The organism is Ciceribacter sp. T2.26MG-112.2 (genome assembly GCF_900492205.1).
GTDB classification, from domain to species: Bacteria; Pseudomonadota; Alphaproteobacteria; order Rhizobiales; family Rhizobiaceae; genus Allorhizobium; species Allorhizobium naphthalenivorans_A.
This window is the reverse complement of sequence record NZ_UEYQ01000008.1, coordinates 34,584-56,875: the sequence shown is the minus strand read 5'-3', so window position 1 is coordinate 56,875 and position 22,292 is coordinate 34,584. Positions and strand designations below refer to the sequence as shown.

Below are 22,292 nucleotides of genomic sequence, written 5' to 3'. Positions count from 1 at the left end.
TGCACGGCTGACAAACCACTCAAACAAAAACGGGCCCGACTGGGGCCCGTTTCCTTTTGTGCACGTTCCGGCGTCGATCAGTTCGTCGGGCCGTCATTGAGGCCGACCTTGTCGACCAGTTCGGAGGCCGTCTTGCGGTTGGCGGCGATGTCGACGAGAGGCAGGGTGTCCGGCTTGATCTCGCCGAAGGAGGCGACGACGTCGGAGACCTTGGCGCCCGGCAGGACCGGATATTCGAACACCTGCTCGGCATAAATCTCCTGTGCCTTGCCGGACGACAGGAATTCCATGAACTTCACCGCATTGTCCTTGTTCGGCGCATGCTTGGCGAGCGCCATGCCGGAAATGTTGACATGGGTGCCGCGGTCAGCGGCATTGGGGAAGAGGATCTTGGTGGCGGCCGCCCATTCCTTCTCTTCCGGGTCCTTCTCGTTGGTCATCATCAGGCCGACGTAATAGGTATTGCCGAGCGAAATGTCGCATTCGCCGGCCATGATCGCCTTGGCTTGGCTGCGGTCGTTGCCGTCGGGCTTGCGGGCGAGGTTGTTCTTCAGGCCGGTCAGCCACTTTTCCGTATACTCGGCGCCGTGATGGGCAACCATGGAGGCGAACAGGCCGATATTGTAGGAATGCTGGCCGTCGCGAATGCAGATCCGGCCCTTCCACTTCGGCTCGGCCAGTTCCTCATAGGTTATTGCGGTTTCCGGCACGCGTTCCTTGGAAGCATAGACGACACGACCGCGGGTGGTCAGCCCGAACCATTCGCCGGCCGGATCGCGATATTGCGCCGGGATGTCCTTGTTGATGACCTCGTTTTCGAGCGGCTGGGTGACCCCGCCATCCTTGGCTTCGACCAGGCGGCCAATGTCGACGGTGAGGATCACGTCGGCCGGCGAATTGGCGCCCTCGGCGGCGATGCGTTCGACCAGGCCCTTGTCGAGGAACAGGACATTTGCGGTAATCCCGGTCTCCTTGGTGAAGGCATCGACCAGCGGCTGGATAAGTTCAGGCTGGCGATAGGAGTAGACATTGACCTCGCGGTCCGCCAGGGCAGCGCCGGACGTAGCCGCGATTGCCGTCATTCCCAGTAGGGTGGCGTACAGTTTTTTCGTCGCAGACATGGTAACTCCTTCCTTGGGTGCTTATATTTGTTGAGCGGCATATTCATGAATTGCGTGACGCTGTCAACGGCGCTGAAATGGCGTCACAAACACGTGAAGCGTGAACATGAGTATTTTGGAATTGTTCAAAACTACGAAATCCGCTATATGAGTCCCGCAAAGCCTTCAGGGAGATCCGCATGCGATTGACAAAACAGACGAATTACGCGGTTCGCATGCTGATGTATGCGGCAGCCAACAAGGATCACCTGAGCCGCATCCCGGAAATCGCCAAGGCCTATGGCGTATCCGAGCTCTTCCTGTTCAAGATTCTTCAGCCGCTGACCAAGGCCGGCCTGGTCGAGACCGTGCGGGGCCGCAATGGCGGCATTCGCCTTGGTCGTCCGGCCGACAAGATCACCCTGTTCGATGTGGTGCGGGTCACCGAGGACAGTTTCGCCATGGCCGAATGTTTCGAGGACGATGGCGACAGCGATTGCCCGCTGATCGACAGCTGTGGCCTCAACTCGGCGCTGCGCAAGGCGCTCAACGCCTTCTTCGACGTACTCTCCGGCTACACGATCGACGATCTGGTCAAGACCCGGCCGCAGATCAATTTCCTGCTCGGCATCGACGAATTCAGCGGTCGCCAGACCATTTCCGCTCCTGCAGCACCTGTTGCCACTGTACCAGCCCCGGTCGCCTGAACCGTCTGACGGATACATGCATTCCTTCGGCCCCGTCGCTCTTGCCGAGCGGCGGGGTTTTTCGTCAGGCGGCTCAAATCGAGGGTTTGACCGGAAAAGTCTGGCCTTGCCGCACAGCCCCCTTGAGTGGTGGCACCGGCCGACGTACGCTTACGTAAACGGAAGATGTGCGGGCTAAGGCGCGCTGGGTGGCTTTGGGAGGGGCGCTCATATGTTCGATTACGTAATCGTCGGCGGTGGTTCGGCGGGTTCGGTGCTGGCGGCGCGGCTGAGCGAGGATCCCGACGTCAGGGTCTGCCTGCTGGAGGCGGGCGGCAATGGTCGTAGCCTGCTGCTGCGTGTTCCCTCAGGTGCTGCGGCAATCGTGCCGGGACGGCTGCGCTCGGCCAATTGGTGCTTCGAGAGCGAGCCGCAGCCGGAACTCAACGGCCGGCGTGCCTACCAGCCGCGCGGCCGCGGGCTCGGTGGCTCGAGCCTGATCAACGCCATGCTCTACGTGCGCGGCAATGCCGCAGACTATGACGACTGGGCGGCGGCCGGCTGCAAGGGCTGGTCTTATTGCGACATGCTGCCCCATTTCCTCAAATCCGAGGACAACGAGCGCGGCGCATCTGCGCTGCATGGTGCCGGCGGCCCCTTGCAGGTCTCCAACGCCGACTGGGTCCGGCCGATCAACCAGGCTTTCATTGAGGCGGGTGTGTCGCGGGGCTTCAGGGCCAATGACGACTTCAACGGCGAGGACCAGGAGGGTCTTGGCCTCTATCAGGCGACGCAGTTCTGGAAGGGGCCGAAGAAGGGCGAACGCTGCTCGGCCTCGGCCGCCTATCTGCACGATCATCTCGACCGGCCGAACCTCACCGTCGTCACCGGTGCCAGGGCGAGCCGCATCCTCACGACCAAGGGCCGCGCCACCGGCGTCGCCTATCGCATCGGGCGGCAGGAACTTACCGCACTCGCCGCCCGCGAAGTGCTGGTCTCGAGCGGCGCGCTGCAATCGCCGCAGCTTCTCATGCTGTCGGGCATCGGACCGGCCGAGGAGCTTCGCCGCCACGGCATTGCCGTCGTCGCAGACCGCCCGGAGGTCGGCGCCAATCTGCAGGACCATCTCGACTACACCAGCGTCTACCGCTCCGCCGACACCGACCTGCTCGGCATCGGCTTCACCGGCCTTAGGGCCATGGGCAAGGCGGCGGGGGAATGGAAGCGCGAGGGGACCGGCCTGCTGCGCTCGACCTTTGCCGAATCCGGCGCCTTCCTCAAGACCGATCCGGCGCTCGACCGCCCCGACATCCAGCTGCATTTCGTCGTCGCCATGGTCGACGACCATGCGCGGCGCATGCACATGGGCTACGGCTATTCCTGCCATGTCTGCCTGCTCAGACCCCATTCGCGCGGCCGCGTCGGATTGAGGAGCGCCGACCCGATGGCCGCGCCGCTGATCGATCCCGCCTATCTGTCCGACCGGCGCGACCTCGACGGCCTGATCGCCGGCACAAGACTGATGCGCGACATCATGGAAGCCGCCCCGCTGGCCCGCTATCGCAAAAGCGAACTTTATCCGGCCGGAAGCTCTAACGCGGACCTGGAGGCCGCGATCCGGGCTCGGGCCGAAACCATCTATCATCCCGCCGGGACCTGCCGGATGGGAGGAGATGAGGGCTCGGTCGTCGATCCGGATCTTAAGGTGCGCGGCGTGGACGGCCTGCGCGTCGTCGACGCCTCGGTCATGCCCACCCTGATCGGCGGCAATACCAATGCGCCGGTGATCGCCATGGCGGAAAAGATTGCAGCGGAAATCCGGGCTGGCTGACAGCCCAAGCCGCCAAGGTGGTGGACGGTCGGATCCGTTGTCTTGGAATCAACGGCGTCGCTCAGTAAGGTCGCGGCGAAACGGCATGGCGCCGCATCAGGGAGCACGCGAACTTGCAGGAAATTCCGACCGGCCGCCTGGCGGCGATCATCGTCATGGGGGTGAGCGGCTGCGGCAAGTCATCGGTCGGCGCGCTGCTCGCCGAGCGGCTGGGCCTCGCCTTCGTCGAGGGCGATGTGCTGCATCCGGCGGTCAATGTCGACAAGATGGCCAGGGGCACGCCCTTGACCGACGACGATCGCTGGCCGTGGCTCGATATCATCGGTGCGAAAATGGCCGCCTCGCTTAAGCGCGGCGAGGGGATCGTCGTCTCCTGCTCGGCGCTGAAAAAGGCCTATCGGGACCGGTTGCGCGCGGCCACCGGCGGTGCTCTAAGCTTCGTCTATCTCCACGGTTCCCGTGACCTGCTCACCGAGCGCATGGGCGCCCGCACCGGCCATTTCATGCCGCTCTCGCTGCTCGACAGCCAGCTTGCGACGCTCGAGGTTCCGACCGGCGAGCCGGGCGTGGTGACGGTCGACATCGACCAGAGCGTCGAGGGGATTGTCGCAGATGCGATGCGGGGGCTGGGGTAGGTGGGCCCACGGGGCCTCGTCGACAATGTGCTGGCGGGCTGCAGGACACGGAAGCCTGGGCTTCCGCCGCTTCCCCCTCACCAACAAAATCTACGACTTAGCTGCGCTAAGATCGTGATTTTGTAACCTCTCCCACAAGGGGAGAGGCGGAGCGTCGTGCAGGGCAGAAAGTCTCCTCTCCCCTTGTGGGAGAGGAAGCAATTTCAGCGTCTTGGCGCAAGCCAAGTGCTAGAAATTGCAGGTGAGGGGGCTTTGTGCGTCCGATCTGCCGGACCGTTCACTCAAACCCGCCCATCCATCGTCAACAGCCGCGCATAAAGCTCCGGCCGGCGGTCGCGGAAGAGGCCCCAGTTGCTGCGCTGGCGGGCGATGCCGTCGAGGTCGAAGGTGGCGGTGAGGACCGCTTCGCTTGCCCGGTCTGCCTCGGCGACCTTGTTCCCCGTCTGGTCGGCGATGAAGGAGGAGCCGTAGAAGGTGAGTTCCGTGCCCTTGCGGCCCGGCTCCGTGCCGATGCGGTTGGATGCGATCACCGGCATGATGTTCGCCGCCGCATGGCCCTGCATCACGCGCTGCCAGTGGGCGGCGCTGTCGATGGTCGGATCCTGCGGTTCCGAGCCGATCGCGGTGGGGTAGAACAACAGCTCGGCGCCCTGGAGCGCCATGGCACGCGCCGCCTCCGGAAACCACTGGTCCCAGCAGATGCCGACGCCGATGCGGGCGTGTTTCGTCTGCCACACCCGGAAACCGGTATCACCGGGCGAGAAATAGTATTTTTCCGTATAGCCCGGACCGTCGGGAATATGGCTCTTGCGGTAGAGCCCGAGCACCGTTCCGTCCGCATCGACGATCGCCACGCTGTTGAAGTAAGTCTGTCCGGCCTTCTCGAAGAAGCTTATCGGCAAAACGACGTTCAGCTCGGCGGCGAGGCGGGAAAAATGCCCGATCAGCGGATTGTTCTCCACCGGCCTGGCCATGTCGAAGAATTCGCCGATCTGGTCCTGGCAGAAATAGGGGGCCTCGAACAGCTCCTGGACCAGCACGATCTGGGCGCCTTCGGCGGCCGCCTTGCGGATCAGCTTTTCGGCGCGGGCGATATTGCCGGGAATGTCCCAGGTGCAGGCCATCTGGGTGGCGGCAACGGTGACGGTACGGCTCATGGCGTGCTCTTCAGATCCCGAGCTTGTCGCGCATGCCGTACCACCAGGCGCCGAGCACGGTGAGCGGCACGCGGAAGGTCTTGCCGCCGGGGAAGGGCAGGGCGGTCAGCGACGACCAGACGTCGTAGCGGCCGGAATGGCCGGCAACGGCCTCGCCGAGGATCTTGCCGAGCAGGTGCGTCGTGGTCACGCCATGGCCGCTGTCGCCATGCGAGAAATAGACATTGTCGGCGAGCTTGCCCATGTGCGGGATGCGGGTCAGCGTCAGCGCAAAATTGCCGCTCCAGGCGAACTCGATCTTGGTATTGGCGAGCTGCGGGAACGTCTTCAGCATGTTCGGGCGGATGACGCCGGTGAGGTTGGCCGGGTCCTGGCCGCCATAGCCGATGCCGCCGCCGTAGAGCAGCCGGTTGTCGGCGGTGCGGCGGTAGTAGTCGAGCACATAATTGGCATCCTCCACGCAGTAGTTGGCCGGCAGCAGGTCTTCGATCAGCTTGGCATCGAGCGGTTCGGTCGCCATGACCTGGGACGAGACCGGCATCATCTTGTCGGTGATCTTCGGCAGCAGGTCGCCGAGATAGGCATTGCCGCAGACCAGCACGTATTTCGCCGTGACCCGACCCTTGGCGGTGCGCACCACGGGATTGGCACCCATGTCGACGCCGGTGACGCGCGACTGTTCGAAGATCTTGCCGCCGAGGCTCTCGACCGCCGCCGCCTCGCCGAGCACCAGGTTCAGCGGATGGATATGGCCGCCGAGCCTGTCGATCATGCCACCGACATAACGGTCGGACTTCACATATTTGCCGACCTCGGCCTTCGAGACCATTTCGAGGCCCGTATGGCCGTGCGTCTCCCAATGGGCCTTCACATGCGCCATCTCGCGCACCTGCTTGTCGGTGAAGGCGGCGAAGAAGCCGCCGTCCACCAGATCGCAGGAGATTTTGTACCTGGCGACGCGCTCGCGGATGATCCGGCCGCCCTCCAGCGACATTTCGCCGAGGCGGGCCGCCCTTTCCGGGCCGTAGCGCCGGGCAATGGTTTCGAGGTCGCGGCTGTAGCCGTTGACGATCTGCCCGCCATTGCGGCCCGAGGCGCCGAAGCCCACGCGCTCGCCCTCGACGACGATGACCTTGTAGCCGTTCTCCGCCAGCTGCAGTGCGGCGGAAATGCCGGTGAAACCGGCGCCGATCACGCAGACGTCGGCCGAGTGCTCGCCTTCGAGGCTGGGGCGTACCGTCTTGTCATTGGCCGAATGGGCATACCAGGAAGGGGCATGGCTGGGATTGGTTTCGGAAGTCCTGTTCTTGTCGCTCATGTCACACCGTCCTGATGTAGGCGTCATATTCGACATCGGTTACGCGCAATGCGAATTCCGACAGTTCCTGCTGCTTGCAGGCGGCATAGAGGCCGCGATATTGCGGCCCGAGCGCCGCATAGGCGAAGCTCGATTTGGCGAAGCGCTGGAGCGCATAGTCCCAGTTGGTCGGCAGCGGCTCATGGCTGATGGCGTGCTCGTCGCCCGAGATCGCCCCGCCGGGCGAGGTCTTTTCCCTCATGCCGGCCAGCGCTGCCGACAGGATCATCGCGATGACCAGGTAGGGATTGGTGTCGGCACCGGCGACGCGGTGCTCGATGCGGGTCGCGGGCTTGGAGGCGGTAATCACGCGCACGGCGGCCGAGCGGTTGTCGAAGCCCCAGGACGCGTAGGTCGGCGCGTGTTCGGAAGGGGTGAGCCGGCGATAGGAATTCTGGTGCGGGGCGAAGATCGCCATGCTCTCGCCCATGGCTTCGAGCAGCCCGCCGACCGAATGCATGAGGCGATCCGAAGGCGCGTCCTCGCCGACATAGATATTCTTGCCATTCTCGTCGAGCACGGAGAAATGCACATGCATGCCGCTGCCGGCCTGCATGCCGTAGGGCTTGGCCATGAAAGTGGCGTCGAGGTCGTTGCAGCGGGCCACACCCTTGACGATGCGCTTCAAAAGAACGGCGTAGTCGGCGGCTGCGAGCGCATCCGGCACATGGTTGAGGTTGATCTCGTACTGGCCGGGGCCGTTCTCGCGCAGCGTCGTGTCGGCGGGTACGTTCTGGGCGCGGGCGGCGGCGGAGATGCCGTAGAACACCTCCTCGAAATCCTGCAGTTCGGAGATCGACAATACCTGTGTCTGGCCGGTGTGCCAGCGTCCGTCGCGGGTGTTTGGCGGACGCACCGGATCGAGCGCCGAGCGGACCGGATCGATCAGGTAGAATTCGAGTTCGGTCGCAACCACCGGGGTGAGCTTCAGCTTCTTGTAGCGCTCCAGCACGGCGGCGAGCACCTGGCGCGGATCGGCGTAGAAGCCGGTGCCGTCCGGATTGCGCATTTCGAGCAGCACCTGCGCGGTCGGCCGCGACAGCCAGGTGACGCGCGACAGCGTGCCGGGGACGGGAAAGCAGATGCCGTCCGGATCGCCGGTGCCCTCGGCCAGGCCCGCGGCATTGACGTCGCGGCCCCAGACGTCGAGCGCATAGACCGAGCGCGGGATCGCCATGCCCTTGGTCAGAACGTCCAGCGCCCGTTCGCGCGGGATCCACTTGCCGCGGGGAACGCCGTTGACGTCGATGACGAAGGCTTCCAGCACTTCGATGTCGGGATTTTCGGCAAAAAAGGTTCGTGCGTAACTATCAATGTCCATGAGGCACCGTCGTTGAAAAGGTCGATCTGATCCTGGCCTGCGTGTAAACACGCGCGCAAAGGTGCACCGCTAACGGTGCGGCGACTTCGCGTTGTAGATCAGAAAGCGTATCATGACCTTGCCAGTGCCTGCGAACCCCTCGACCGGTGACACATCGGGTGCGTCGCTTCTTGTCCGGTCTGCCGCCCGCAGGGGCGGCGAAATTGGTCGAATGACCAAAATGACAATAGCACCGAAGTTCCGGCATTTCCAGCCTGCGGCTTAAGGCAAAGTCGCAATGGAGCAACTTTTGCCTGGGTGGCACCGGTTTGCCGGTTGCCCGCAGGCACGGCCGAGAACTGGGGCTGGAGCCTTGAATGAAGGATGCCCCCGGCCTGTTGTCGGGACCGGGGGCACGGGTTTTCATCCTGCGGATGTCGGGGAAGGCTTTACGGGTTGAAGCGCTCCGGTCGATAGGCCGAGATGTCGAGGAACGGCTTTTCCCCCGTCATCGCCTCGGCGATCAGGCGACCGGTGACCGGGCCAAGGGTGAGGCCATGATGGGCGTGACCGAAGGCGAACCAGACGCCCTGGTGGCGCGGCGCCTTGCCGATGATCGGCATCATGTCCGGCGTGCAGGGGCGTGCGCCCATCCACGGCTCGGCATCCAGGCGCTCGGCGAGCGGGAAGATGGTGCGGGCTACCCGTTCGGCGCGATCGAGCTGGACCGGCGACTTCGGCGCATCACGATAGGCGAATTCCGCGCCGGTGGTCAGACGAATTCCCTTGTTCATCGGCGCAAGGAAATAGCCGCGCTCCTTGTCCATCAGCCAATTGTTGAGCTTGGCATTGCCGGCGGGAGCATAGTGCATGTGGTAGCCGCGCTTGACGCCGAGCAGGAACTTGTAGCCGAGCTTGCGGGTGACTTCCTCCGCCCAGGGACCGAGCGCCAGAACGACCTCCTTGCCTTCGACCAGGCCCTCGTCCGTCTTGACCTGCCAGCCGGCGCCGCTGGCGCGGGGCGAAAGCGTGGTCGCGTCGCCGGTGACGAAACGGCCGCCGAGGCTCTCGAAATATTTGAGATAAGCCGCCGTCAGGCCATGTGGATCGCGCACGGACCACGGATCGTTCCATTTCAGGCCGCCGATGAAATCGCGGCTGAGATGCGGCTCGGCCTTGGCGAGTTCCGCCTTGTCGAGACGGGTGTAGCTGATGCCATATTCGCGGACGAGACGGTCGGCCTCGGCGAACTCGGTATCGCGCACGCTGTTGCTGCGGAAGGCCTCGACCCAGCCGTCCTTGCGGATCAGGTGCTCGGCGCCGGCGGCCTCGACCAGGTCCTTGTGTTCGCTGATCGAGTTCTCGATCAGCGGCGCATAGGCGCGCGCGATCGCCTCGTGGCGTGACTTGTTCGAATGCCACCAGTAGCGCGACAGGAACGGCACGAGCTTCAGCATCGCCTGGATGTGGTAGTGCGCGTCGATGCGGTTGTTCAGGCCGTAGCGCAGGATCAGACCGAGATTCTGGGGGAAGCCATAAGGAACGACGCCTTCGCGCTGGATCAGGCCGGCATTGCCGAAGGAGGTTTCCTCGCCCGGAGTGCGGCGATCGATTAGAACCACCGACCTTCCACGACGCGCCAGGTGAATGGCAGTGGAAACACCGACAATGCCGGCGCCGAGAACGATGGTATCTGCAGTCATGGTCCTTGAATTCCGTCTGGATGAAGAAACCCGGACCATGCAATCGCGCCCCTTGTTGTGCAAATGAAAAATTGCCGCAATTGGCGAATTCCGGCCCGCGTTGCAGAAATGTGGAACGCCGAGCTGGAGTGCCGATCGGGATCGCCGCCTGTGGCTGCGGCGTGTTGGTCGTATGCGACCCAAACGGGGGCGGCCCGGTTCCGGCCGAGGTTCCGGCGTGAGGGAGCGAGGGGACCCGGCTGCTGCATTTTACCGCGTTCATGGCCCATGCCAGCATATTGATTTCTTGCTATTGTGTATCAACTATTGTCGCAGCGGCCGGACCATAAGGGACCGCGGCGGAATTGACGGAGAGACGCAATGCGCATGCTGATGCTGGCGGGCGGCTGGCTGATGGTCGGGATCGGTGTGGTCGGCGTCTTCCTGCCGGTCTTGCCGACGACGCCCTTCATGATCTTGGCCGCCGCGCTTTTTGCCCGCTCCTCGCCGCGTTTCGAGCAATGGTTGCTCGACCATCCGCGCTATGGCCAGCCGCTGATCGACTGGCGCCGGCAGGGAGCGATCTCGCGCAATGCCAAGATCGCCTCGGTCTCGTTGATGACGGCGAGCTATCTCATCGTCTGGTTCGCCGGTCCGCCGCAGCTCTGGCTGAAGCTTCTGGTCGGGGCGATCCTGGTGGCCTGCGCCGCTTTCGTTCTCACCCGACCGATGCCGAGCAACTGAGCCGTCAGCACCTGTTACCCGCTATTCGCCCAGCGCGCGGCGCAGCCGCCGGATGATCACTGCCCGTGCCTTGTCGTCGCCGGCCTTGGCCAGTTCGTCCTGCAGGTCGAGCACAAGCGACTGCAGGTCGTTGTGCCAGTCCTTGTGGCCGGGGCGGGCCGGATCGATGCGCGGCGGTCTCGTTTCGGAGATGTCCACGGCTCCGTCGGCCGTCAGTTCGAAGGCACCGTCGATATGCGGCACCATGATGCGCTCGGGCGGCAGGAAACCGGCCAGACGCTGGCTGAACGCGGCAAGCGCGCTTTCTTCACCGTGGACGAGGAAGGTTCCCGCGCGGATCGGCTGGCGGCCCTTCACCCATTCGGTGAGTTCGCGGCCGTCGGCATGGCCGCTATAAATGTCGAGTTCGCGGATGCGGGCCCGAACCGTGATCTCGTCGCCCTGGATGCGCACGGTCGAGGCGCCGTCCTGGAGAATCCGGCCGAGCGTGCCGGTGGCCTGGTAGCCGACCAGAAGCACGGTTCCCTCCTCGCGCCACAGCCAGTTCTTCAGCCGGTGGCGGATGCGGCCGGCGTCGCACATGCCCGACGCCGCAATGACGATGTGGAAGCCGCGCATGTTGTCGATCGCCTTCGACTGCTCGACCGTCTCGGTGAAGCGTACATTGCGCGCCTCCATCGCCTCGGCCAGCAGCTTGCCGTTCTCCAACTCCCGCGAATGACGGTGGAAGATCTCGCTGGCACGGGTGGCGAGCGGCGAATCGATCAGGATCGGGCAGGTCTCGATCGCGCCGCTGCGCATCAACTGGACGAGATCGGCCAGCAGTTCCTGGGTGCGCTCGACGGCAAAGGACGGGATCAGCAGCGCGCCGTTCGGATTGGCCGCCATGCGCACTTCCGCTTCCAGCGCATGGCGCCTGGCCCGCTCGTCGACGATCTCGCGATCGGTGTCGCCATAGGTGCTCTCGCAGATCACGTAGTCGAAATCCTGCGGTGCCTCCGGATCATATTGCAGCAGCTTGTGGCTCGGGCCGATATCGCCTGAAAACATCAGCCGCAGTGTCTTGTCGCGGGTCTCGATCTCCATTTCGACCGAGGCCGAGCCGAGCAGGTGGCCGGCATTCCAGAAGCGGAAGCGCACGCCCTCCACCGCCTGTTGCCAGTTCTTCAGCGGCACGCTGCGCATCATCGTCACCGCACGGGCGGCGTCCGCCGCATCGTAGATCGGCTCGACGGTGTCGCGGCCACGGCGCTGGTTGCGGCGGTTGAGCTGGTCGACTTCACTTTCCTGGATATGCGCCGAATCCGGCAGCATCACCGAGCAGAGATCGACGGTGCCCCGCGTGGCAAAGATCGGTCCGTCAAAGCCGGCCTTGGCAAGTTTCGGCAACAGGCCGGAATGGTCGATATGCGCATGGGTCAGGATGACCGCGTCGATCTCGGAGGCGACAAAGGGAAACGCGCGGTAGTTCAGTTCCTTTTCGCTCTTCGACCCCTGGAACATGCCGCAATCGACCAGCACCTTCGCCTGGCCCAGATCGATAAGGAAACACGACCCCGTCACCGTACCGGCGGCGCCATGGAAACGAAGGACGGGATGGCTGGTCATGGGGCTGATCCTGATCTGTCTGCGGCGGTCTCCCGACAGTGTCCGGCAAGGGTCCACCACGGGTACGCCGTAGTGGAACCTATATCTATTTGAGGCCTGCCGCCAATCGGCAGCCAGACTAATTGCTGGCGCGCCGTTCCATGATCATGCGGATGATGTCGAAATCGAGTTCCTCGTCGACATCGATCGAGCGGTCGCGTGGCATGACGTAGAGCTTCGTGTCGGGATAGAAGATGCCCGGGTCCACCTTCAGGGCTTCGCGCTTCCACCCGTAGACGGAGCCGTTCATGTCGAAGCATTCAGGGCTGTCCTGCCGGCGCAGCACGGGATCGGGAAGCTGCTTGCTGAGAGAAATGCTGCCGTCCTTGGCCCGTTCCAGAAGGTTGAAATAGGGCGAGCGATGCGCGGGATAACCCGTCAGCACGCAGCTGCATCCGGTCTCCGTCAGGATATCGGCGCAGGCCTTGATGTCTTCGGGAAAACGCAAGGGCGAAGTGGCGTCCAGGTCGATGAGGTAGTCGGCTTCGAAGCCGAGCTGACGTTCGACTTCACCGAGCGCGTGAAGGATGGCGGGCAGTTTCCCCGATTCGTCGGTTGCCAGCTCGTCCGGACGCCGGATCAGGATGTCGGCACCGTATTGACCGGCGACCTCGAGAATCTCGGGGCTGTCGCTGCTGACGGCCACCGCCTCGAAAAGACCGGTGGCCTTTGCCTGGGCGATGGTGTGCGCAATGAGCGGCTTGTCGATCAGCATGCGGATGTTCTTGCCCGGCACGCCTTTCGAACCGCCGCGCGCGCAGATCGTGCAGACGAATTTGGGGGATGAAGCTGTGCTTGTCATGACGGTAAAGTCCTATCGGAAAACGATATGCGTGAGGTGACGTGATCCCTGTCCGGGGCAAACGCGGCGGCGGATCGCCATCGGTGAACCAGGATCAGCCGAGCACCTGCTTGATCCAGGCATCGGCCAGGAGCTCGTGGCCGACCGGTGAAAGGTGCATGCCGTCCTTGTTCAGGGTCCGCACCACATTGTTCTGCCACATGAGCCGGTCGACATCCAAGACATTGGCGCCGACCTGCAATGCGACATCCATCATCGCCAGATTGTAGGTGGTGAAATTGTGACAGACACCCGGTGTCGCCGGCCAGAACTTCCACGGGACGACGATGACGGTGGTGAAGGACAGGCTGGCCGCACCGGCGTCCTGGGCGATGGATGCGATGCGATGCAGATTGGCGCGGTATTGCGGCACGGGCACGTAGCAGAAGCCGGGAAAGGCCTTGATGATTTCCTTGCGGTATTGGCGGCTGAACGCCAGCACCTTGTCGGAAATGGCCGGCGGCAGCAGCGCAATGGCCAGACGCTGGTTCTCCATGAACATGCGCAGAGCCGCATCATTCAGGCCCAGATGCAACAGGACATGCGCGCCTGTCAGGATGTCCGGATCTTTCTCCAGCAATTCGACCGCATCGCTCGTCGAAAAATACCGCTGGCAGTGGGCCCAGACGCTGACCCTGCGGTCGTCCCCGGCAGACTGCAGGCGGTTCAACACCACCCCTGGATAAGCCTGGTCCAGGCAGGCCGGGAAGTTTTCCATCTCCTCCGGGCGCGGCAGGGCCAGCGAGTCCCCGATGATGACCATGCGCGTATCGGCATCGCTCGCCGAGCGATTCAGCAGCGCTTCGTGACAGCGTTTTGTCTCGTCGCAGATGGTCTGCATGTTGGAGTCGACGCGCAACTTCAGTTTTACTGCCGGCGTAGACGTGGTCAGAAGCGTGCGGCACAGGTCGAACCACCGCACCGCCTCATCGAGCTCACCCTTCGTGGCAGCAGCATTGGCGGCGTCGATGGCGAACTCGATCGCGCCAGGATAACCCAGATCCGCAAAATTCGGTCGCGTCATCTCGTTCATTCGGCGGGCTCCAGGGCAAGGACGGCGCTGCTGGGGATGTTGACCAGTCGCTGCTCGATGGCGCGGGCGACGGGCAGGGGCATGGACGGGCTCGTCTCGTACATCGGCAGGTCGCACATCAGCGCCCAGCAGGGACGGGTCATCAGGCCGGCATCGTTGGTGGCAGCCAGGAAGTCGTCCCGTTGCGCGGCGTCGTCGAGGATCACGGCGTTCAGCCAGTAATTGCTCTTGGCGCCCTCCGGTTCGACGAAGAAGCGAAGGCCCTCGATCCCGTCGAAGGCCTGCTTGTAGCGCTCGGCCAGACGCCGTTTGGCGGCGAGGAAGGTCGGCAGCTGTTGCAGCTGCGCGCAGCCGAGCGCGGCGTTGAGATTGGGCAGGCGGTAGTTGTAGCCCAGTTCGTCGTGCCAGAATGCCCAGCGATGCGGCCGCTTGGCGGTCGTCGTCAGATACTTGGCGCGCGCGCCGAGTTCCTCGTCATTGGTCAGGATCGCGCCGCCGCCGCCGGTGGTGATGATCTTGTTGCCGTTGAAGCTGGTGATGCCGACCAGGCCGCGCCCGCCGAGCGGGCGCCCGTTCGACAGGGTTCCGAGCGATTCCGCGGCGTCCTCGACGACCGGAATGCCCCATTTTTCGCAGACCTCGAGCAGCCGGTCGATCGCCATCGGATGACCGAAGGCGTGCATCGGCACGACGGCGGCCAGCCGGCGGCCGGTCTTGCGGTTGACCGGACCGTCTGCCCCCGGTTCGGCAATCTCCGAAAGCCAGGCGTCGAGCGCTTCGGGATCGAGCCCGAGCGTTTCCATGGTGCTGTCGACGAAGTGGGGAATGGCACCGCAATAGGCGACCGCATTGGCGGTTGCCGCGAAGGTCAGTGCCGGGATCAGAACCTCGTCGCCGGGTTTGACGCCGGCGAGCATTAGGGCGATGTGCAGGGCGGCCGTGCCGTTGACGGCGGCGATGGCGCGGCGAACGCCGAAGGCCTCCGCCAGCTCCTTCTCGAAGCGGTCGACATAGGCGCCGACCGACGAGACCCAGCCGGTGTCGAGGCAGTCCTTGACATATTCCCACTCCGCCCCGGCGAAGCGCGGCTCGTGCAGGACGACGGACTGGCCGTCGGGGGCGGCGGTCTCGCGCAGGATTTGGACGGCGCGTGCGATATCCAGGTTTGCCATGTCAGATTCCGTAGGTGTCGGCCTTGTACAGGGCCAGATTGCTCGGATTGCTGAACCATTCGATCGTTTCGCGAATGCCGCGGGCAAAGCCCTCGTGGCCCGAATAGCCGGGCTTCCAGTCGGTCAGGCGCTTGGCCTTGTCGATACCGGCCCACAGGCGATCGACTTCGCTCAGTTCCGGGCGCTGGCGCTGTTCTTCGGAAACGATCTGGGCGTTCACGCCCATGATGTCGATGATGGTGCTGACCGCGTTCTCGATCGAGATCTCGAAGCCGCTGCCGAAATTGACCACTTCGCCCAGCACGTTCGGGCTTTCGGCCATGGCCTGGAAGGCCTTGACGGTATCGGCGACGTAGGTGAAGTCGCGCGTCGGGCTGAGCTTGCCGAGGCGGACTTCCTTCTTGCCCGCGGCGAGCTGGGTGATGATCGTCGGCAGCACGGCGCGCGTCGACTGGCGCGGGCCGAAGGTGTTGAACGGGCGGATTACGGTGACCGGTGTGCCGAACGAGCGGTAGAACGACAGCGCCAGCTGGTCCGCGCCGATCTTCGAGGCCGAGTAGGGCGACTGGCCGACCAGCGGGTGTTCCTCGGTGATCGGAACGAACTGGGCGGTGCCGTAGACTTCGCTGGTCGAGGTGTGCACGACCCGCTCGGTTTCCAAGAGGCGCGCCGCCTGCAGCACGTTGAGTGTGCCCTTGATGTTCGTGTCGATATAGGTGTCGGGCGAATGGTAGGAATAGGGAATGGCGATCAGGGCCGCCAGATGCAGCACGACATCGCAGCCGCGCATGGCGGTCGCCACCCCGTTCGGATCGCGAATGTCGCCGCTGAACACTTCGAACGAGCCCTGCACGTCGGGCGCGACGCGATCGAGCCAGCCCCAGGTACCGAAGCTGTTGTAGAGCGAGAAGGCGCGGACCTTGAAGCCCTGGCGCACCAGATGCTCGACCAGATGCGAGCCGATGAAGCCGTCGGCGCCGGTCACGAGGATGGTTTTGCCAGACAGGTTGCTCATGACCGGATGTCTCCTTCGAAGTTCGAGATGTTGCCGTCGCGGATGACGGTGTAGTCCTTGAAAGCCTTGGCCTGTTCCGACAGGCTCATCAGGCGGGGATCGGGCTTGCCGGACAGGAACGCTTCCGTCTGCCGGTAGAGGCCTGGCTTGAATTCCTTGTCCAGGGCGTCGTCGATCGCCACGGCTTCCACGGCGAAACTCTGCTGGTTCTGCAGGAACAGCTGCTCCATGGGCTGCAGGACGAGCCGGCTCTTGGCCGTCATCACCTCGACGCCCCAGCGACCCGGCGCGAGCCAGTTGGCATGGTAGGAAAAATCGGCGCCCTTGTCGGTCGTGCCGCAGCCGGTGAAGATCGCTCCGGACGGGTGCCAGCCAAGCCCGCCGCGGCTCTGGGCGAATATCGTCTTCGGGTGCCCCCCGAGGAAGAAGGCGAGATCGATCACATGGGTCGAATTGCCGTAGAGCCAGCCGGCAAGCTCGGCCGGATCCTTGTCCAGCGCCTCGATTCGCGTACGTGCCTCGGTGAAGTCGAACTTGACCGACAGCACGCCGCCATCGGCGTCGATGATCTTCCGGGCGGCCTCGACCGACGCATAGAAACGGCGATTGTAGGCCACATGGACTTCGGCGCCCGCATCGCGTGCGAGGGCGTCCAGCTTTTCGGCATCGGCCTGATTGAGGGCGACCGGCTTTTCCACCAGCAGGCGGCGCACGCCGGCCTTGATGAGTTGAGCCGTCGCTTCGGCAAGATTGACGGCGCTGACGGCGACGATCGCGGTTTGCGGAACGGTCTTGAACCGTGCGATCTGCTCGGTCAGCGGGCCGTGGTCCGCCTCGACGCCCCATTCCCGGGCAAAGGCTTCGGCGCGCTCTGCGCCGCGACCGGCTGCGAAAAAGGGCTGGCCGAGCGCCTTCAGCACCTTGGCATAGGCGCCCGACATCGCGCCGGTCCCGACGAGGAGCAAGGTGGTCAGCTGATCGGGCAAGGCACGTCCTCCGAGTTGGAAAGATCGAGACGCCGGCGAAACACGTCGAGGAACAGCGCGTGCTGCGCTGCCGACTGTTCGTAGGGCGTCAGGCGACATCCCTTGCCGTCGAGAATTTCGGTATAGAGATGGGGCATGCCGCTGACGAACAGCGGTTCGAAAACCTGCACGTTCTCTTCGCCGGCCGCATTGCGATGAACGAGCCTTTTCGCGCCTTCCTCCACCCGCCAGCTTTCCCCGTCGCCGAAAAAGGTGATCGAAACCGGTTCGCCCGGAGCGCGCTCCTGGGTGATGGCAATTGTGCCGCCGCCTGCCAGCTTGCCGCGCAGCGTGCCGAACAGGTCGACGCATCCCGCGATGCGTGCCGGCTCCGGCTTGGGGTCGAGACCGGTTTCGTCCAGCGCGACGGTCCGGTCCCCAAGAACATGCTCGGCAAGGTCGATGAAATGGATGGCATTAGAGCCGAGGTTCCAGCCGGGGCCGGTGACCTCCATCGACAGGCCGCGCCGGCCCGCCAGCTGATCGCGCAGCCGGTCATAGGCGGGAAAGCCGCGGCGGCCGCAATTGACGAAGGCGGGGATTGCCCGCGCAGCCAGCATCTGGCCGACGGCGTCCAGGTCCGCGCGTGTGGTGAAAAGCACCTTCTCGAAAATAACCGCTTTCGGTGTGCAGCGTGACAACAGTGCCTCGAAGGCCGACCGGCGATGGGCCGCCGAGGTGGCGATGATCGCCAGATCCGCGACATCCGGCACGCCGTCCATGTCGGCAAGCACCGTTGATCCATTGGTAAAAGGGGCAACGAGTGCCGCGGCCTGGGCGCGTGCGCCCTCGCCGGGCTCTATGCCGATCACCCGCATTGGCCGGCCCGCGGCGGCAAGCGCTTCAATGTGGCGGCGTCCGATATTGCCGCAGCCAACGACCAGGATTGTTGGAATCACGCGGAGATGACCTCGCTTATCAGTGACTGGAAGAGACTATGTTCCGCCTGCCAATTATGGCGGCTGGGCCAGGAGCTTGTATGGCGCTTACCATAATAATGCGAGACGGCGGAAGTATTGCGGCCCAGGGAATAGCCGAAAACCTGTGCGGGTGACAATTTTCTTCCCACCGCCTCATGGGTCCACGCAAGCCCGATCAGGCCAGCACTTGGCGAGGCGTCGAGGGCAGCGAACAGACGGGCATACAGTTCCTTCGGCACCAGTTCGACCGGCAGCTCTGCGTGCACATAGGGTTCGAGCACTTGTAGTCCGTTGGAATACCGGTTTCGGATGTTACAGCCGGTGAGCGCCATGAGTTCGGGAGCAGGCGCCTCGCGCATCGGCACGTGGGTAAATTCGGTCGGCCGGAACCAGATGTTCGTCCGCTCCCCCTGATCGGCGGATCCCGGTTTTGCGGCGTGGTTGTTGAAGCGAACGACGAGCTGGTGCGAATCGATGATGCGACCGAGCGCCAGACCTTCGAGGGACGGTCCGTTGGCAACGACCGCCACATGTCCGGCGGTGCCCGCAATCATCTGTGTGAACGTCCCTTCGAAACGGGACAGGTGGGCGGCAACGGCGCGCGCCCGTCCGGCCTGGGGAAGTTCCGCCGCGCCATCGTCAGCGATCGCGAGGATCAGATCGAGATAGCCCATCGACGGCAGGGCCGCCGGATCGTTGTGGCCAACCCGGTTCAGCAGGTCAAATGCCTTCCTCGTTTCTCCGGCCTCATGGGCAAGCGCTGCGGCCCGCAAAAGGAGACGCGCCGTCGTCTTTTCATCGCCAACCAGAGGCGCGAACCATTCCATGGCCGCGTCAGCACCCCTGCGCTCCCACAGCAGATTGATCATGCTGACGAGTGCCTGCCGGGCAGCGGCGTGCGGCGCCTTCGTAGCGATACGCCGCAGCAGCGACAGGGCCTCTTCGAGGGGCAGCAGGCCGAAGCGTGAAAGGTTCGCCACCTGTAACATCAATTGCGCGTCGTCCGGCGTTGCCTCGAGGGCCTGCCGCAAGGCCAGTGCGGCCTCCTCGAACTGACCCTGCTGATAGAGACGCACGTAACGCTTGCGGCTCAACCGGCCCGGCGCGCCCTCCATCCACCAGCGAACGGTCTGACCGATCTTGCGCAATCCGCCCTCCAGTCCAAGCTCGCGATGCATATGCGGAAAAGTAGAAAGCATGTGATTCCGGAAATCCTGTTGCCTGCGCCGCTTGAATGTCCTCTTGGCGCGCTGGTAACGATCAAAGGCTTAGTGGATGCCTCGATGAGTGGCAAGGTTTAGGCGAGGCGGAGAGACGCTGGTCCCGCCGCAACGCGTTGTTCAGAACCGGCCGCGCAACAGCATGAAGGCCTCCGCCGCTTTCGTTCCCGATGCCGCTCCCCGTGTCATCGCCAGCGCCCGGATGGCCTCGAGGCTGCGGGGGAAGGGGAATTCGCCGATCTCGTCATTGAACATCTTGGTAATGCGCAGCTTCTCCTCCAACTGTTCGCTGATATCGACGAAGATGTTGGGAAGGAACGGATCAGCGGCAAATAGACCCGCATCGGTTTCGGACAGTGTCTCGTAGACCAGCGTCCAGCGCACCGAAGGGTAACGGAACCATTTTGCGCAGGCCGTCGCCGCCGCATGGACCACGTGGTGGTCCGAATGGGCATCGCCGCGATGCGGAACGAGGATAATCTCCGGCTTGACCTCATTGACGATCTTGCCGATGCCGCCGATCACCTCGCCGAGGGCAAGGGTTTCGAGCTTGGCGGACGGTAGGTCGAGGCGGTGGACGCCGGCAAAGCCGAAGGCCTTGGCCACCGCGTCGATCTCGGTTTCGCGACGAGCGACCTTCTCGGCCGGCCAGCCCTGTTCTGTGGTGATGCCGGTGACGATCAGCCAGTGGATCGGACGTCCGGCCGCGCGGGCGCGCAGCAGGAGGCCACCGGCACCGAGTGTCTCATCGTCCGGATGAGGGGCAATGACCAGGATCGGTCCATTTCCGCTTTCCAACAGCATTATCGTACTCCCTGAACCCATTTCTTATCGAGCAGGCCACGGCCCAATTCGACAGTGCGCAAGACCTCGGCGATCCGCTGCCCGGCCTTGCCGTCGCCATAAGGCGTGCGCCGCTGCGCGACCAGCGCACGGAAACCTTCGTCCATCGTGGCCCTGGCAATGGCCGCGGCGATTTCCCCGGCATCGTAGTCGGTGAAGATCACGTTGTCGCCGTGCTCGCGCCCTCTCTGGCGGATGCCGATATTGACCACCGGCAGGCCCATGCTCGGCGCTTCGAGGATGCCGGCGGACGAATTGCCCACCATCACGCGCGCATGGCGCAGCATGTTGATGAACACCTTGCGTTCGAGGAAGGTGAAGGCCTTGGCCTTCGGGCAGCGGGCAATCAGCGCGTCGATCTCCAGGGTGATCGCCTGGTTGCCGGGGTCGGAATTGGGGGCCATCACCGCAATGTTCAGGCCGCTCGCCTCGAGCACGCGCGTGATCGACGCCATGTGGGAGCGCGCTTCGGAAAAGTCGGTGATCGTCGGATGGTAGAGCAGCACCGCATAGGGCTCGCCATGCCAGTCGACGCCGAGTGCGGTCTCGAGTTCGTCACGTGTCATGTCCGGGGTGGCGATGATCCGGTCGAGGCCGGAGGCGCCGGTGACGTGGATGCGCCAGGGCTCCTCTCCCAGCTGGCGCAGGCGCTGGCCGCTGAGCTCCGTGGTCGCCATGTGGAGATGGGCCATCTTCGACACGGCGTGGCGGACGAGATTGTCGACATTGCCGTCGTCGGCATGGTCGCCGCCACCGACATGGACGACCGGGATGTGGTGATAGATGGCCGCTACGGCGCCGGTCATGACCTCCTCGCGGTCGCCCATCACAACGAGGAAGTCCGGACGCTCTCGGGCGAACAGGTCGGTCAGGCCGGCCAGTTGCAGCGCCATGCCCTTCACCCGCCCGCCCAGGCCATCGGAGGCGAGCAGCGAATCAATGCGGGCGGCGATGCGATAGCCGTCGGCCTCGATCTGGCGGACGGATTGGCCGTGCAGTCCGGTCAAGTGCGCTCCGGTGACGATCACGCCGGCATCGAGGTCCGGCTGTGCGTCCACGGCCGCGATGATCGGGGCGAGAATATCGTATTCGGAGCGAATTCCGGTCAGGAAATGGACTGTTCTGGTCATATTGCTTTCGTTCAGTAGAGATCGGAATCCAGCATGGAGAGGCGCCAGAGGCGGCCGTCGGTCAGGTCGGCGGGAAGGGGCGTGAAGGTTCTGCCGCCGAAATAGGTAACGGGCGCCGACGCCTTGAAGCCAGCCATTTCGAGCGGCAGGCGGTGCAGGTCGTTGGGCAGGCACCAGGTGGCGATGCGCGTGCGACCGGAGGCGGCCGCATCTGCGGCAACGGTGTTGATCAGCGCACGGGCCGCGGCCCCGCTTGCGGCGCGCAGTTCCACGAGATCGAGCATGTCCGCGCCATAGGCCTTGGTCAGCGCATAACCGGCAATCTCGTCGCCCTCCTCCAGCACGTAACGCCTATAGATGTTGTCGGGATTGCGATCGATCCGCCAGGCCAGGATTTCGCTGTCGCGGTGCGGTGCGATCGGCAGGTCGGGGGCGACCTTGGCGAAGAAGCGTCCGAACCGTGCGTCGATGCGCTCGGCGATGCGGACGGCGGGGTCTGGTTGAGCCGGATGACGCAGCGAAGCCATGTCGAGCGTGAGCGTCGGGACCTCGTAACTGTCATACCAGCCGGCCCGCATGATGCGAAGGGCATGCACGGCCGGGTTGGGAAAGCCATAGACCGCCGCGATCTCCTGCGCCGGAAGCGTGGCGTAGAGCGCTTCGGCTGTCTTCTCGAACAGCCGACGGCCCCGCCAGTCCGGATGGGTCATCGTCGTCATCGAAAGAGCGGCGGGGTGGTATTCCCCATTAAGGCTGAGGGGCGCCCGGCTCGCCGCATAATGACCAACCAGCGTGCCTTCGGCGAAAGCGAGCATGACGAGCGGGCCGCCGGCCGGGTGGTCGAGGAAGCGCCACCGCCAGAATTCAAGGCTCATCGGGCGACCGAAGACGATCTCGAACAGGGCCGTAATCGCCGGCTCATCCCCGCTTCGGTAGGGTCGAAACTCAAACATC

20 protein-coding genes are annotated in these 22,292 nt (G+C 64.1%); 4 read left to right on the top strand and 16 right to left on the bottom strand.

The genetic code is table 11. The features are described from left to right. Positions 1 to 77 precede the first annotated feature (77 nt). Positions 78 to 1,082, bottom strand: a complete 1,005-nt coding sequence (locus DYZ14_RS13640; RefSeq protein WP_232365549.1) for a Fe(3+) ABC transporter substrate-binding protein — start codon at positions 1,080 to 1,082, stop codon at positions 78 to 80. A 218-nt stretch (positions 1,083 to 1,300) separates the two neighbouring features. On the opposite strand from DYZ14_RS13640, the gene rirA reads away from it, so the two are divergent. The 3 genes from rirA to DYZ14_RS13625 all read left to right on the top strand — a co-directional run bounded on the left by rirA (position 1,301) and on the right by DYZ14_RS13625 (position 4,252). Further along, entirely contained in the window at positions 1,301 to 1,807 is a 507-nt protein-coding gene (gene rirA / locus DYZ14_RS13635; protein WP_154721187.1) for an iron-responsive transcriptional regulator RirA, read from the top strand. A gap of 211 nt (positions 1,808 to 2,018) precedes the next feature. Further along, positions 2,019 to 3,617: a GMC family oxidoreductase gene (locus DYZ14_RS13630; RefSeq protein ID WP_154721186.1), complete on the top strand. Its 1,599-nt coding sequence runs from the start codon at positions 2,019 to 2,021 to the stop codon at positions 3,615 to 3,617. 155 nt (positions 3,618 to 3,772) lie between these two features. Continuing rightward, positions 3,773 to 4,252: a gluconokinase gene (locus DYZ14_RS13625; protein WP_154721289.1), complete on the top strand. Its 480-nt coding sequence runs from the start codon at positions 3,773 to 3,775 to the stop codon at positions 4,250 to 4,252. 281 nt (positions 4,253 to 4,533) lie between these two features. Here DYZ14_RS13625 and aguB read toward each other — a convergent pair whose 3' ends face one another. The 4 genes from aguB to DYZ14_RS13605 all read right to left on the bottom strand — a co-directional run bounded on the left by aguB (position 4,534) and on the right by DYZ14_RS13605 (position 9,769). After that, the gene (aguB, locus tag DYZ14_RS13620; protein ID WP_154721185.1) at positions 4,534 to 5,409 is read right to left on the bottom strand and encodes an N-carbamoylputrescine amidase; all 876 of its coding nucleotides are present in this window, start codon (positions 5,407 to 5,409) and stop codon (positions 4,534 to 4,536) included. A gap of 10 nt (positions 5,410 to 5,419) precedes the next feature. After that, positions 5,420 to 6,727, bottom strand: coding sequence for an NAD(P)/FAD-dependent oxidoreductase (locus DYZ14_RS13615; RefSeq protein ID WP_195949954.1), 1,308 nt, complete (start codon positions 6,725 to 6,727; stop codon positions 5,420 to 5,422). Between the two features lies 1 nt (position 6,728). Then, positions 6,729 to 8,087: a glutamine synthetase family protein gene (locus tag DYZ14_RS13610; protein WP_154721183.1), complete on the bottom strand. Its 1,359-nt coding sequence runs from the start codon at positions 8,085 to 8,087 to the stop codon at positions 6,729 to 6,731. Between the two features lie 428 nt (positions 8,088 to 8,515). Continuing rightward, complete coding sequence (locus tag DYZ14_RS13605) at positions 8,516 to 9,769, bottom strand: NAD(P)/FAD-dependent oxidoreductase (RefSeq protein ID WP_154721182.1); 1,254 nt, start codon at positions 9,767 to 9,769, stop codon at positions 8,516 to 8,518. Positions 9,770 to 10,129: 360 nt separating this feature from the next. On the opposite strand from DYZ14_RS13605, the gene DYZ14_RS13600 reads away from it, so the two are divergent. Then, entirely contained in the window at positions 10,130 to 10,492 is a 363-nt protein-coding gene (locus DYZ14_RS13600) for a YbaN family protein (protein ID WP_154721181.1), read from the top strand. A gap of 21 nt (positions 10,493 to 10,513) precedes the next feature. Here DYZ14_RS13600 and DYZ14_RS13595 read toward each other — a convergent pair whose 3' ends face one another. From DYZ14_RS13595 to DYZ14_RS13545, 11 genes are all read right to left on the bottom strand, one after another. Further along, positions 10,514 to 12,100, bottom strand: coding sequence for an MBL fold metallo-hydrolase RNA specificity domain-containing protein (locus DYZ14_RS13595; protein ID WP_154721180.1), 1,587 nt, complete (start codon positions 12,098 to 12,100; stop codon positions 10,514 to 10,516). Positions 12,101 to 12,218: 118 nt separating this feature from the next. Further along, on the bottom strand, positions 12,219 to 12,941 hold the full coding sequence (locus DYZ14_RS13590) for an acylneuraminate cytidylyltransferase family protein (RefSeq protein ID WP_154721179.1): 723 nt from the start codon (positions 12,939 to 12,941) through the stop codon (positions 12,219 to 12,221). 94 nt (positions 12,942 to 13,035) lie between these two features. After that, positions 13,036 to 14,013, bottom strand: a complete 978-nt coding sequence (locus tag DYZ14_RS13585; RefSeq protein ID WP_154721178.1) for an SGNH/GDSL hydrolase family protein — start codon at positions 14,011 to 14,013, stop codon at positions 13,036 to 13,038. After that, the gene (locus DYZ14_RS13580; protein ID WP_154721177.1) at positions 14,010 to 15,185 is read right to left on the bottom strand and encodes a LegC family aminotransferase; all 1,176 of its coding nucleotides are present in this window, start codon (positions 15,183 to 15,185) and stop codon (positions 14,010 to 14,012) included. The genes DYZ14_RS13585 and DYZ14_RS13580 overlap by 4 nt, the downstream gene beginning before the upstream one ends. A 1-nt stretch (position 15,186) precedes the next feature. After that, the gene (locus tag DYZ14_RS13575) at positions 15,187 to 16,200 is read right to left on the bottom strand and encodes an NAD-dependent 4,6-dehydratase LegB (RefSeq protein WP_154721176.1); all 1,014 of its coding nucleotides are present in this window, start codon (positions 16,198 to 16,200) and stop codon (positions 15,187 to 15,189) included. Next, complete coding sequence (locus DYZ14_RS13570; protein WP_195949953.1) at positions 16,197 to 17,186, bottom strand: Gfo/Idh/MocA family protein; 990 nt, start codon at positions 17,184 to 17,186, stop codon at positions 16,197 to 16,199. The genes DYZ14_RS13575 and DYZ14_RS13570 overlap by 4 nt, the downstream gene beginning before the upstream one ends. Further along, entirely contained in the window at positions 17,171 to 18,124 is a 954-nt protein-coding gene (locus DYZ14_RS13565) for a Gfo/Idh/MocA family oxidoreductase (protein ID WP_154721174.1), read from the bottom strand. The genes DYZ14_RS13570 and DYZ14_RS13565 overlap by 16 nt, the downstream gene beginning before the upstream one ends. Further along, positions 18,121 to 19,344: a tetratricopeptide repeat protein gene (locus tag DYZ14_RS13560; RefSeq protein WP_154721173.1), complete on the bottom strand. Its 1,224-nt coding sequence runs from the start codon at positions 19,342 to 19,344 to the stop codon at positions 18,121 to 18,123. The genes DYZ14_RS13565 and DYZ14_RS13560 overlap by 4 nt, the downstream gene beginning before the upstream one ends. A gap of 141 nt (positions 19,345 to 19,485) precedes the next feature. After that, a complete protein-coding gene (locus tag DYZ14_RS13555; RefSeq protein WP_154721172.1) occupies positions 19,486 to 20,169 on the bottom strand; it encodes a PIG-L deacetylase family protein in 684 nt (227 codons plus the stop codon). Beyond that, positions 20,169 to 21,338 (bottom strand): UDP-N-acetylglucosamine 2-epimerase, encoded by a 1,170-nt coding sequence (gene neuC, locus DYZ14_RS13550; protein WP_154721171.1) that lies wholly within the window; start codon positions 21,336 to 21,338, stop codon positions 20,169 to 20,171. Before neuC ends, DYZ14_RS13555 begins: the two co-directional genes overlap by 1 nt. Positions 21,339 to 21,349: 11 nt before the next feature. Further along, positions 21,350 to 22,291 carry a GNAT family N-acetyltransferase gene (locus DYZ14_RS13545; protein ID WP_154721170.1) on the bottom strand — a complete coding sequence of 314 codons (942 nt, stop codon included), beginning with the start codon at positions 22,289 to 22,291 and terminating at the stop codon, positions 21,350 to 21,352. Between the last annotated feature and the right edge of the window lies 1 nt (position 22,292).